The organism is Bacillus sp. JJ1562 (genome assembly GCF_036962705.1).
Classification (GTDB): domain Bacteria; phylum Bacillota; class Bacilli; order Bacillales; family Bacillaceae_L; genus Ferdinandcohnia.
The window spans coordinates 112,444-124,420 of record NZ_JBALOQ010000024.1 but is presented as its reverse complement, the minus strand read 5'-3'; the positions used below and the strand labels follow the sequence as shown (position 1 = coordinate 124,420).

General features: G+C 36.5%; 14 protein-coding genes and 1 pseudogene. 11 read left to right on the top strand and 4 right to left on the bottom strand.

Annotated elements, in window-relative coordinates; all coding sequences use genetic code 11:
- Positions 1 to 280 precede the first annotated feature (280 nt).
- From ehuB to ehuA, 4 genes are all read left to right on the top strand, one after another.
- Positions 281 to 1,180, top strand: coding sequence for an ectoine/hydroxyectoine ABC transporter substrate-binding protein EhuB (gene ehuB / locus V7097_RS16385; RefSeq protein WP_335704702.1), 900 nt, complete (start codon positions 281 to 283; stop codon positions 1,178 to 1,180).
- A 67-nt stretch (positions 1,181 to 1,247) separates the two neighbouring features.
- Positions 1,248 to 1,910 (top strand): amino acid ABC transporter permease, encoded by a 663-nt coding sequence (locus V7097_RS16380; protein ID WP_335704788.1) that lies wholly within the window; start codon positions 1,248 to 1,250, stop codon positions 1,908 to 1,910.
- Positions 1,910 to 2,629 (top strand): ectoine/hydroxyectoine ABC transporter permease subunit EhuD, encoded by a 720-nt coding sequence (gene ehuD / locus V7097_RS16375; protein WP_335704701.1) that lies wholly within the window; start codon positions 1,910 to 1,912, stop codon positions 2,627 to 2,629. The genes V7097_RS16380 and ehuD overlap by 1 nt, the downstream gene beginning before the upstream one ends.
- Positions 2,622 to 3,392 (top strand): ectoine/hydroxyectoine ABC transporter ATP-binding protein EhuA, encoded by a 771-nt coding sequence (gene ehuA / locus V7097_RS16370; protein ID WP_335704700.1) that lies wholly within the window; start codon positions 2,622 to 2,624, stop codon positions 3,390 to 3,392. The genes ehuD and ehuA overlap by 8 nt, the downstream gene beginning before the upstream one ends.
- A 99-nt stretch (positions 3,393 to 3,491) precedes the next feature.
- Here the strand turns inward: ehuA and V7097_RS16365 are convergent, their stop codons facing one another.
- On the bottom strand, positions 3,492 to 4,064 hold the full coding sequence (locus tag V7097_RS16365; protein WP_335704699.1) for a DUF6434 domain-containing protein: 573 nt from the start codon (positions 4,062 to 4,064) through the stop codon (positions 3,492 to 3,494).
- 262 nt (positions 4,065 to 4,326) lie between these two features.
- Between V7097_RS16365 and V7097_RS16360 the strand changes: the two genes are divergently transcribed.
- The 3 genes from V7097_RS16360 to V7097_RS16350 are packed head-to-tail and all read left to right on the top strand — an operon-like array spanning position 4,327 to position 6,748.
- Positions 4,327 to 5,073, top strand: coding sequence for a formylglycine-generating enzyme family protein (locus V7097_RS16360; RefSeq protein WP_335704698.1), 747 nt, complete (start codon positions 4,327 to 4,329; stop codon positions 5,071 to 5,073).
- Between the two features lie 40 nt (positions 5,074 to 5,113).
- The gene (locus V7097_RS16355) at positions 5,114 to 5,809 is read left to right on the top strand and encodes a response regulator transcription factor (protein WP_335704697.1); all 696 of its coding nucleotides are present in this window, start codon (positions 5,114 to 5,116) and stop codon (positions 5,807 to 5,809) included.
- 3 nt (positions 5,810 to 5,812) lie between these two features.
- A complete protein-coding gene (locus V7097_RS16350; protein WP_335704696.1) occupies positions 5,813 to 6,748 on the top strand; it encodes a sensor histidine kinase in 936 nt (311 codons plus the stop codon).
- A gap of 169 nt (positions 6,749 to 6,917) precedes the next feature.
- Here the strand turns inward: V7097_RS16350 and V7097_RS16345 are convergent, their stop codons facing one another.
- Positions 6,918 to 7,391, bottom strand: coding sequence for a hypothetical protein (locus V7097_RS16345; protein WP_335704695.1), 474 nt, complete (start codon positions 7,389 to 7,391; stop codon positions 6,918 to 6,920).
- 119 nt (positions 7,392 to 7,510) lie between these two features.
- Here V7097_RS16345 and V7097_RS16340 point away from each other — a divergent pair, with 119 nt between their 5' ends.
- The 4 genes from V7097_RS16340 (at position 7,511) to V7097_RS16325 (ending at position 11,222) form a co-directional block, all read left to right on the top strand.
- Entirely contained in the window at positions 7,511 to 8,122 is a 612-nt protein-coding gene (locus V7097_RS16340; RefSeq protein WP_335704694.1) for a CGNR zinc finger domain-containing protein, read from the top strand.
- 93 nt (positions 8,123 to 8,215) lie between these two features.
- Entirely contained in the window at positions 8,216 to 9,226 is a 1,011-nt protein-coding gene (locus tag V7097_RS16335; protein WP_335704693.1) for an acrylyl-CoA reductase family protein, read from the top strand.
- Positions 9,227 to 9,547: 321 nt separating this feature from the next.
- Positions 9,548 to 10,588: an alpha/beta fold hydrolase gene (locus V7097_RS16330; protein ID WP_335704692.1), complete on the top strand. Its 1,041-nt coding sequence runs from the start codon at positions 9,548 to 9,550 to the stop codon at positions 10,586 to 10,588.
- Between the two features lie 370 nt (positions 10,589 to 10,958).
- Positions 10,959 to 11,222 (top strand): CPCC family cysteine-rich protein, encoded by a 264-nt coding sequence (locus tag V7097_RS16325; protein WP_335704691.1) that lies wholly within the window; start codon positions 10,959 to 10,961, stop codon positions 11,220 to 11,222.
- 171 nt (positions 11,223 to 11,393) lie between these two features.
- Here V7097_RS16325 and V7097_RS16320 read toward each other — a convergent pair whose 3' ends face one another.
- Positions 11,394 to 11,666, bottom strand: coding sequence for a hypothetical protein (locus V7097_RS16320; RefSeq protein WP_335704690.1), 273 nt, complete (start codon positions 11,664 to 11,666; stop codon positions 11,394 to 11,396).
- 75 nt (positions 11,667 to 11,741) lie between these two features.
- Positions 11,742 to 11,897, bottom strand: a pseudogene (locus V7097_RS16315) (DinB family protein); the annotation flags it as partial.
- Between the last annotated feature and the right edge of the window lie 80 nt (positions 11,898 to 11,977).

Sequence of the window (11,977 nt, the reverse complement as noted above, 5' to 3'; positions counted from 1 at the left end):
TGCATCAAAAATCACCTTCATGGTTCAAATTTGGAGCATACACAAATCTAAGGGAGCATGTTTGCCTATGTTTGCATATCCGCCTAGTCAACAGACCACAACATGTAATAACCCTAAATATCCCGAAAAATCCAAAAATACGGCATTTGAGCAAATAGTCTAAAAAGATATACAATTTTAAAGACGACTGTGTTTCGAAGTAAATATGAAATTTCTATTTTTTAAAAGGCATTGCCATTTAATATTTTGCTGGTTTTCAAATTTAAGGGGGAATAAGTTAATGAAAAAACGATTATCGATTTTATTTTTAATACTAGTCATAGGAATCATGACAGCTTGTGGCACAGGTGAAGGAGTGGGTGGCACGACTAAGGGAGCTACCTCAGGGGGATCAAGTCTTGATGAACTGAAAGAAAAAGGAACGGTTACGATTGGTTTTTCAAACGAAGCACCATATGCCTATCAAGATCCCAAAACGGGTGAATTAAAAGGAGCAGCCGTTGAAATTGCGACAAAGGTTTTTCAAAATATGGGCATTGAAAATGTTGAAGGTCAGATTGCCGAGTGGAATCAACTTATTCCAGGCGTAAAAGCTGGCAAATTCGATGTAATCACAGCGGGAATGGCGATTTTACCAGAACGTGCTGAACAAGTGGACTTTGGTGAACCAGAAATTCAATATGGTGAAGGCTTAATTGTTGAAAAAGGAAATCCATTAGATCTCCATAGCTACACAGATATTGCGAACAATCCTAAGACCATAGTGGCAGTAATGTCTGGTGCAACAGAAATAGAGTTTTTAAAAGAGATGGGTGTTAGTGAAGATCAAATTCTTGAGGTTGCTGATATTCCTGCTACATTCTCAGCCGTACAATCAGGCCGTGCTCATGCGACTACAGGGACAGAAATGACTGTGAAGATGGCCTTGGAATCTTCTGATAAAAAGTCATTAGAATTTGTTGAGGATTTTGAGCAGCCAGATATCAAAGGTGTACCTAGTTATGGTGCTGCTGGATTTGCTAAAGGCAACGATGAACTCAGGGAAGCTTATAACGCAGAGCTCAAAAAGCTGAAAGAAAACGGAGAAATTCTAGATCTCATTACCCCTTCTGGTTTTGGTGAAGGGAACCTTGTTCCGAATGATATAACAACGGAACAAGTAATCAAAAGTTTAAAATAACACGGGGAAGGTTGTACAGGTCTCCCAATGGGAGATCTGTTTTTTTCATAAAAATGAGGTGAGTCAAATTAGTCAAATAGGTGAAATCTTTTCGATATTACTACGAGGTCTTAATATTACGCTTCTTATTTTAGGTGCATCCGCATTTTTCTCTTTTCTAATCGCATTTTTAGCGGGGTTTGGTCGATTGTCGAAGAACATTTTTCTACGAAAATTTACTGGGTTTTTCGTAGAAGTTTTTCGCGGAACCTCTTTAATTATTCAGTTGTTTTGGTTTTTCTATGCACTGCCGATTTTGTTTGGGATTGATTTAGGATCCGAATTTTGGGCGTGTGTGATTGCGATTTCCATGAACTATGGAGCCTACATGTCGGAAACGGTTCGTGGATCGATTCTCTCTGTTTCGCGTGGACAAACAGAAGCAGCTATCGCGCTGAATATGTCACGTTTTCAACGTATGAGACTTATTATTTTGCCACAAGCAGTCAGGATGATGCTTCCGGAATTCGGTAATTATCTGATTCAAATGTTAAAGGCAACTTCACTTATCTCTCTCGTGGGCTTGGCCGATATTGTGTATCGAGGGCAACTATATACAAATACCAATCTTTCTTCGACGCCTACCGTTTACTTAATCATACTTGTTTTCTATTTTATTATCGCCTTACCTCTAATCGGTTTAACGAAGTGGGCGGAAAAACAATCATCGAGGGGAGTTGCTAGCGAATAATGTGGGATTGGAATATGTTTTTTGGATCACTTCCGATGATTTTTAAAGGGATGTGGGTGACCCTCGGGGTGACGATTGTTTGTTATCTGTTTGCGATGGTATTCGGTTTCGTCTGGGTTTTTTTAAAACGAATTCCATTTAAACCTATTCAGTGGGTCGTGTCATTTGTTCTTGAGTTTATTCGATCCACACCACCACTTGTACAATTATTCTTCTTATTTTTTGGATTACCAATGGTTCCATATATAGGAGTGAGCTTAAGTCCATTGGCGGTTGCTGTGCTAGGTCTTGGCGTTCACTATAGCACATATATTTCTGAAACCTATCGTTCCGGAATTCAAGCTGTGGATAAAGGACAATGGGAAGCCTCCATTGCGTTAAATATGTCAATTAAGGATAGGTGGACAAAAGTCATCCTTCCGCAAGCGATTCCTCCGACGATCCCGATGTTAGGGAATTATTTGATTATCATGTTCAAGGAAGTGCCGTTGACATCGACAGTTGGTGTTGCAGGTATGATGTTCATGGCTGATAGATTCGGTGCGAGAAATTGGGCTTATTTAGAACCATATACTTTAGTGGCGATCTTTTTCCTCCTTTTAAGTTATCCATCAGCAGTTCTGATAAAAAAATTAGAAATCAAACTGAACCGACGATTCGACAAGAATGATCCAACAGGAGCTAGAAGATTAAAAAAGGGAGTGGCAATCAATGGCTGAGCCAATTGTAAAATATAAAAATGTAACAAAATCTTTCGACGAGGTGGATGTCTTAAAAGGGATTAACTTAGAAATCGCACCGGCTGAAAAGATTGCTTTGATCGGACCTAGTGGGTCTGGTAAAACAACTATTATTCGGTTATTAATGACATTAGAGGAACCTAGTTCAGGTGTCATTGAGGTGAATAGCCAAAACCTTTGGCAAATGGAGAAAAATGGTGAACTAGTGAAAGCAAATGAAAAGCATTTAAGGCAAATTAGAGGAGATATCGGGATGGTATTTCAGCATTTTAATTTGTTTCCTCATATGACCATTCTAGAAAATTGTATGACAGGTCCGATTAATGTGAAGGGCGAATCAAAGGATATAGCTAGAAAAAATGCAATGGAAATGTTAGAAAAGGTGGGTTTAGGAGATAAATTAGATAACTATCCGAATCAGCTTTCTGGTGGTCAAAAACAACGGGTAGCGATGGCACGTGCCCTTGTGATGCGTCCGAAGATTATGCTGTTTGATGAGGTAACCTCTGCCCTTGACCCTGAGCTTGTTGGTGAAGTCCTTGAGGTGATCCGTGAAATCGCCAAAGAAGGTGAAATGGCGATGGTGCTTGTGACGCATGAGATGGATTTTGCTCGAGATGTCGCCGATCGGATTATTTTCTTAGAGGATGGTGTAATCGCGGAGCAAGGGACACCCGAAGAGGTATTAGAAAATACGGAAAGTGAACGGCTCCAGCAGTTCCTCAGTCGTTTCAGATCTTAAAATTCATAGAAGTTCCATAGGTAAAAGAGTTACCGATCAAACATGATCGGAACTCTTTTTTACTTATTGAATTAAACATTATCAACATCAGAGTGTGCTTTAGTAATTATCAGGCTTATATTTATTGCTTCCAGGAAGTATCTTGATTTCATTCCAGGCTTTAATCGCTTCTTCACGACCTTTCCCTTGGTTAATCGGGTCATTAAAAAAATCACGAATAAATTGATTATATTCGAATTGTGGTGAAATGTTTTTCCTGTACGAAGGGTCTTTCTTTCGTTCTTCTTCCTCATACCAAGCGTCTATTACATCACGATAAGTTTTTCCGACATTGTTTTTAAAATAATTTTGGATATAAGTGGAGAAATGAAATTTTGGAATAACTGTCTTAAAAAATGTTCTTATATTTTGACTACAACGATGGTTTTCTGTAATGACTGTTTCAAGGCCCAAATCTACTTGAGGTTCCTTCTTTTTAATCGCTTTTTCTTTTCTAGCAGGCTTCTTTATCTCCCCAGTCTTTAGAAATACTTCAATCCGGTTGGAAATCTCTATTTTAGACCCAGAAGCACTTAGTCCATTTTCTTTACAAAAAGATTGTAATTCTTCCTTTAACCAATAAAAATCTACAAAACTATCTACACTAATATCTTTCGATAGTTTAGGTCTCATAGATTATACCTCCAAATTTTTCATACTTTTCATTATAGAACATTTGTTCTTTTGTAACAAACTAAAATGGTACCTTACTGTGGTAATTTCATTTAGCTTGATTGTTAGTGTGTTAAAAGAGAGGCAAACAGATCAATTCGTTTGCCTTATATATATTATTGGATCGAGTAATTATATGGTAAAATTAGTAAAGTGGAATATTCCACTAACTTGACTGAAGAGTGGTGTCTAAAACAATAAAGTCGAGAGCTAGGAGAGGGCAATGTTAGCTAACTTAAATGACTACTTAAAAGATTTAATGGTGTATATTCCTGAAGGAGAAATCAGCCTAAGAGATTTTCGAAACGAGCAAAAATGGATTAGTTCAAATTACAAATTAGGAATACCTGGTATTCGAAAAAATTTAAAGGAAATTATTTGGAATGTTGAGATTAAGCCGTTTTTTCTAGGTAAATATACGGTGACAGAGGAACTTTATTCGATTATTATGGGGGAGAAATTTTTAACAACAACTGATGCTCGAAAACCTGTTGTTAATATTTCATGGATAGATGCAGTGAATTTTTGTAATTTACTATCTGATGCATTGGGCTATGACAAGTTTTATGATTTTGATAAAGAACGTAATTCTGTTATTTGCAACTATCATGCTAATGGTTTTCGTTTACCGACAGATGCTGAATGGCAATATGCATGTAAGGCGAAATCAACAGGATATCGGTATGCCGAAATAGATGAAATAGCTTGGTACAAAGATAATTCGAATAAAGTAGTACACGAAGTTGGTATGAAATTGCCTAATGAATGGGGCTTGTATGACATGATCGGTAATGTTTGGGAGTGGTGCTGGGACCTATACGACGAAGAGACATTTGGCAATTACAGAATAATTCGTGGAGGCAGTTGGGCAGAAGAGGAACGTGGATGTGGAGCTACTAGTCGTAGAAAGAGTATGCCTGATTTTTTCATAGATGATATCGGATTTAGAATTGCTATATCAATTGTTTGAAAAATGTGGTGACATTCGCACAAAGAATGGAAGTGTAAATATGCAAAGAAATGTTCTGCTAGTTGAAGATGATAGAGATATTAGTAATTTGGTAAAAAGTCACTTGGAACAGGAGAATTTTACGGTAGTTACTGCATTTGATGGGGAGGAGGCATTGGCACAATTTCATAAAAATGAGGTGGATGTAATCTTACTAGATTTAATGCTTCCTAAGTTAAATGGCATGGACTTTCTTAAGCAGATAAGAACAAAAAGTTTAGTTCCTATCTTGATCACTTCAGCAAAAGGGAGTGATATAGATAAAGCCTTAGGTCTAGGTTTTGGTGCAGACGATTACATCAGTAAGCCTTTTTCTATGCTTGAACTAACCGCTAGGGTACATGCTGCTATTCGAAGAGCAACACAATACCTTCCTACAGAGAATACATCTACTTCAACGATCCTACATTTTAAAGAGCTTTCTCTTGATTTGAAAACGTTCTCGGCATTAGTCAATGGGGAGACCGTGCAGCTTACATCAAAGGAGTTTCATATTTTAAAGCTATTTATGACCAATCGGAACAGGGTGTTTACAAAGGAGCAAATTTACCAACTCATCTGGGAAGATGACTATTATGGTAATGAAAATGTGATTAACGTCCATATTAGAAGACTTCGGGAAAAAATAGAAGAGGACCCGTCCAACCCGCAATACATTCGGACGATATGGGGAATCGGATATAAATTGGGTGATTAACGCATGGTCCTTTTATTGAGTACAATCATAGTTATTTTGCTCGTGATTGTTGCAGTGCAATCCTATTCTAGGAGAAAAATGAATAGGGACTTGAACGACATACAAAATAAACTTACAGATATTATTGAGCAGAAGACTACTGAAAAAGTGTTAATACAAACAGAACAGAAAACTATTAAACAATTTCTCATTCAAATTAACCGACTATTAGATTACAATCAGCAAGTCATTGCGGAGTATGTAAAAACGAAGGAAAGTTTAAGAAAAATGCTATCAAATATGTCTCACGATTTGAAAACGCCATTGACCGTCATTTTAGGCTATGTTGAAAAATTACATGTAGACAACAATATGAGTGTGGATGAACGGAGCCAGACCATTTCCCGCCTTCATCAAAAAATGCTATATGTAGTTACGATGCTCAATCAATTTTTTGACCTTGTTAAACTTGATTCCGGGGATTATACATTTCCTTTAAGCAGGATTTCTATTAATGAAATATGCAGGAAAAATGTGCTAGAGTTTTATGATTTGCTGCAATCGAAAAATCTTCAGGTGGAAGTCAATATTCCAGAACAATATTATTATATTCTTGGAAATGAGGAGGCATTAAATCGGGTATTAAGCAATCTTATCTCAAATGCCATCCGCTACGGAAGTGATGGGGGAATATTTGGCTTAAACGTTCGAGAAGATGGAGAGTTTATTGCAATTGATATTTGGGATAAAGGGAAAGGAATCGCTAAGGTGCACCAAGAGAAGGTTTTTGACCGGTTATATACCCTGGATGATGCGAGAGGTCCAGAATTTCAAGGAAGTGGGCTCGGATTAAGTATAACGAAACACCTAATGAAAGCAATGAAAGGTTCCATTTCCTTAAGTAGCCAACCTTTTGAAAAAACGGTTTTTACATGTGTTTTCCGTAGAATTACGTATTAAATATAATCCAAAGAGGGGTTCACACTAGTTGGAAGAGAGTCTTATTCTTGAGAAAAGAAAAATAAAAAAAGAATTTTTCTAAAACCATCAAAAAAAGCTTGTAGAAAAACGAGGTTTTTCTCTACAAGCTGAAAGCTGCAAGGACTGATTCCATGCAGCTTTTTTACTCTTATGATTGGTTTGGGACTTTGATCGCTTTGACCATCTGTCGTATCGAACCGAGATGGTAGGCGGAGTGAGCAATAGCTCCCAACAGACCATTCGATGTCTGTTCGTCTAAGGAGTCAAGTGAATCAATCTTTTTAAGTAGTGTTGTGTATTCTTGTTGAAGTTCGACATTAAATTGTGCCCATGTGATTTTATCAACTTCTGTGATTTTCCATGATGCTTCCCAATCCTTCCTGGGTTCTTCTCCATTTAAGTAGGAATTCACAACCCATAAGTAATAGCGGGTATGATCCGCTTGTGCGGCGATTGTCGTACCATTGACAGGTATCGAAGCATCTTCCGCTGATAATTCTACGAGCGTTCCGAATAAACCACTACCAGGCTTCGCCTCTGTGTACCAGCTTGCGTTTTCTTCAGGTCCATCAAATGTTTCCTTCAACAATGTTCTAACAGCTACTAACATCGGATTGTTCATCTCAGTACCTCCTGAATTTGTATTTAACCATCAAAACTACTTTAGATGGTTATAGCTTAACCGAGTTGCTTCTAACTGTCAATATGTATTATGATGGTTATAGTAAAGGAGTTTTGAACATGTCGGAAACGAACCCTTATATGATGGTAGGAGAACGTTTGTGTATGGATTTCATCAATACCGTCAGTTGGCGGGAAAGTGCTGAGAAAAGGCGGGATTGGTTTACGAGTTACGCCAAATTGGTCGACTGGTGCATCCATGCTGAAGTCTTGGCCGGAGAACAAGCAAAAGCTCTTCTTTTAAAAGCAGAGGAGAGACCGTCTGAAGCGGATGATGTTCTGAAACAGGCAATCGAAATGCGGGAAGTCATGTATCGAATCTTCAAGTCCATTTCAAAGGAAACATCGCCACACCCGCCAGATCTGGAACGTTTCAATGAAACTGTGAGTCACTTTTATCAATCTTTGCAAATAATCCATGAAAATGATCATTTTACTTTAAAGTTCAAGCAAACCGAGAAAAACTTAGACACTATGCTTCCTCCGATTTTGCAATCTGCTGTAGATTTACTCGTTTCCAAAAACGACCTGAATCGAGTTAAACAATGTGAGGGAGACCCTTGTGGATGGTTATTCTTCGATACGAGTCGGAACCGGAGCCGCCGCTGGTGTTCAATGGCCGATTGCGGCAACCGTGCCAAGGCAAGACGATTTTACCAAAAAGAAAAGTGATCATACTCGGTCTTTTAAGAAGAAAATGTCTCTCTACAAATAAATTCAAATTAGATTAATAAGTAATTGTGTAGAAAGGATATGATTCGATATATGAATACTTTTCAAGCAATGGTATTAGATAAAGTGAATAATCAAACAAAGTTAGAAATCAAACAATTAAATATACAGGATCTTCCTAAAGGGGAAGTAACTATTCGAGTTGTTTATTCGAGTGTGAATTTTAAAGACGGTTTAGTAGCCATCCAAAATCAATTAGTAGAATCCTATCCTTTAGTACCAGGAATCGATTTAGCTGGAACGGTTGTGGATTCAACGGATGACCGATTTAAAACAGGTGATGAAGTCATCGTGACTAGCTATAAGTTAGGAACAGGACATTTTGGTGGATTTAGTGAAATAGCTCGTGTACCTGCAGAGTGGGTTGTTCCTCTTCCAAAAGGATTGACTTTAAAAGAATCGATGATTATTGGAACAGCTGGTTTTACCGCAGCATTATCCGTTCAAAGGCTTGAAGATAATCAATTAGAAACTAGTCAGGGACCTGTTTTGGTAGCCGGTGCTACGGGTGGAGTTGGTAGTATTGCTGTAAATATTCTCGCTAAAAGAGGTTATGATGTTGTAGCTAGTACAGGCAAATCTAATGAAGAAGCATATTTGAAAGGATTAGGGGCCAAACAGATTATTCATCGTAATGAAATTATTGATACCGACCAAACGCCAATACGCGAAGAAAAATGGGCTGGAGCTATTGACCCTGTAGGTGGGAAAACCCTCCAGTACATACTCAGTACATTGAAATATGGAGGATCTGTAGCTACAAGTGGTTTAACAGGTGGGATTGATGTTTCCACAACTGTTCTTCCTTATATTTCACGAGGTGTCAATTGGCTGGGCATCGACTCGGTCGAATGTCCAATGAAGAAGCGTTTAGAAGTTTGGAATCGTCTAGGAGATGATTTGAAACCAACAGCGTTAAATGAAGATATGGTCAATGAAATCTCTTTAAAAGAACTACCGGTAGTATTAGCTGGTATTTTAGAAGGAAAAGTACGTGGAAGAACACTTGTTAAACTATATAATGATGTTCTTCTAATGTCATAAGCAGGTATTCATATCAAAAGCGTGCGATAATCCTAGATAAAGGATTATCGCTTTTTTTGTTGAAGTTATTATTACTTGAAGAAGGTATAATAAAAGGTTGAATGAATATTCCTTAATAACTGTAGATTATTGGGGGAAGAAAGATGAAAAATGTATGCGAAAGAAATAGCGAAACTTTACGTATTTTATATCTTTCATTAAAGTGAATTTCTTAAAAAAATTACTTTCTAAAAAAAATTTCAACGAATAAACTTCAACGCAATTTTTGATAATTTTCCCTATTCAAGAGTTATGGCCAAAAGTAGATAAGGAGTTTTCTATTTGAAAAGTAAAAGAAAGTTAATCATTTTTTTCATATCTATAACTCTGTTCATACTTCTTATTCTATTGTTTCCAACATGGACACCTAAGATAGATGGGGAAAACAGCATTGCTACATTAGAGAGCATAGAAATAAACGGAACAGAACTTGAAGTAATGATAAGAGGTGTTGATCGAAACAATCCAATTATTATTTTCGTACATGGGGGACCAGGGTGCTCTGAAATTCCTTATGTTAGAAAGTATCAAGATTTACTTGAAGAGCATTTTACTATTGTTCATTATGATCAAAGAGGAAGTGGAAAATCATATCAGTTCTTTGATGATTATTCTGATATTTCCTCAGATCAACATGTTGAGGATTTATTGGCTCTAACAGACTATGTAAAAAATGAATTTTCTAAAGAAAAGGTATTATTAATTGGTCATTCTTACGGTACATACATAGGAATGAAGGCTGCAAAAAAGGCTCCTGAAAAATTTGCTGCATATATTGGGATTGGTCAAGTTTCTAATTATATTAATAGTGAAGTAGATAGCCTCAACTATACAATTAGTCAAGCAAATCAAGCTGGAAATCAAAAGGATGTAGATAAACTCAAGCTTCTTGAAGATTCTATTGAAATAGGGGAAGCAAATACCCCTAGAGATCTGGTTCGGAAGTATGGAGGGGCATCAAGGTTAATTAATGATAATATGGATTATTACATAGGATTTCTAACGAACCCCGAATACAATTTACTTGATGTCATTCGTTATTTAAATGGAATTTCAGCCACACAGGATATATTACTTTCTGAAGAAAAGGAGAATGATATTACAACAATAGTTAGTAGCTTAGATATCCCTCTCTATTTTGTCATGGGAAAATATGATTATATGACATCTACGAATTCAGCAAAAGCATATTATGATATCGTAAAGGCTCCTATTAAGGAATTTATCGTCTTTGAAAAATCTGCACATTATCCACAATTTGAAGAAGAGACCGTTTTTGAAGAATGGCTAATTCAAACTTGGAAAAGTTTAGATAAATATTAAATGAAATTAATAAACATTTTCAAATAAAAGTAATAAATACTATTTCGTTATTCAATTAACGGGCGCAATTCTGTAATAAGAATTGCACGCTTGCTTTATGTTAAATTAGATGGAGATTGTGAAAGAATATACTTAAATTACCATGAAAATAAACTTCTCTAAAATCCAAAAAAAGAAACCCGTCTCATGTGTTTTTTAAAAATGAGAGAGCTGCAAATCATTGATATTGCTTGGTTGACTGGATTAATCACCATTATAGTCATACAAATGTATTTTCAATCTCTGTGATGAGGCAATGATTTTTCTGCTTCATGGATGGCTATAGGGTAGTATAATTGAGATAAGAGGTATGCTTTATTGGGGTGATTATATGAAATTCACTTGTCCTTGCTGCGGTTATAAAACATTAGATGTAGAACCTCCTGGAACTTATGATATATGTAGAATCTGTTTTTGGGAAGATGATGGGATTCAATATGCTGACCCTGATTATAAGGGTGGAGCCAATATTCCATCTTTAAGACAAGCACAGAGAAACTATATCCTATTTGGCGCTTGTGAGGAAAGCTGTACCGAGTATGTAAGAAAACCTAATGAAAATGATAAGAGAGACTTTAATTGGAAACCGTTATAGCTTAAATACGAACGGGTGCAAGAGTGAAAAAAGGGGATTGCTGTGGTAATCCTTTCTTGTTGTGCTAACGGTTCAGTTGAAGAGTGTTGTTTAACTTGTATGTTGAAAGGAATAGCATAAGTAGTACAAAAAATTCACCCTTAAACAGTGATAATCTGTCCAAAAATGTGTTTAAGCTCCGAATCCACGAATGCCCATTAGAACTATTGACAATCCATAACCAATAATAATAAGAGAAATCATTCCCATACCAACAAATTTTAAAGAACCACTTTCTTTTGCTTTGACTCCTTTAACGCCTAGCACAAAACTTGTTATCCAAGAAGCAAGTCCTGTGAAAAAATAAGGGTTGAAAATTCCGTTACTGCCCTGAGAACTCAAGTAAAATAGCAAAATCCCTACAATGGCTAAAATAAAAGATAAAAATCCAAATTTCCTCTTCAAAGTATCTTCATCCCTCTTTATATTTTTTTTGATAATTCTGAACTATATTGATTTATAAAGTATAACATAAATCCCTTACTTACAAAAGCAACAAAGTTTACGAAAACAGCCTATAATTAAATCCGAAGAAATTGGTTTTAGATCCATTGCTCTTGCCCAAATTGATAATTGCCCAATATGATGAATTTCATGTGAAATCATATGATGAATGATTATTCCATATGTAAATGAAAATGTAATCCCATTCCACTCTTTATTTCTACTCTTCTAGTATCAAAGTTTTTATCAGTCCTCTTTTACCTGCCAGTTAT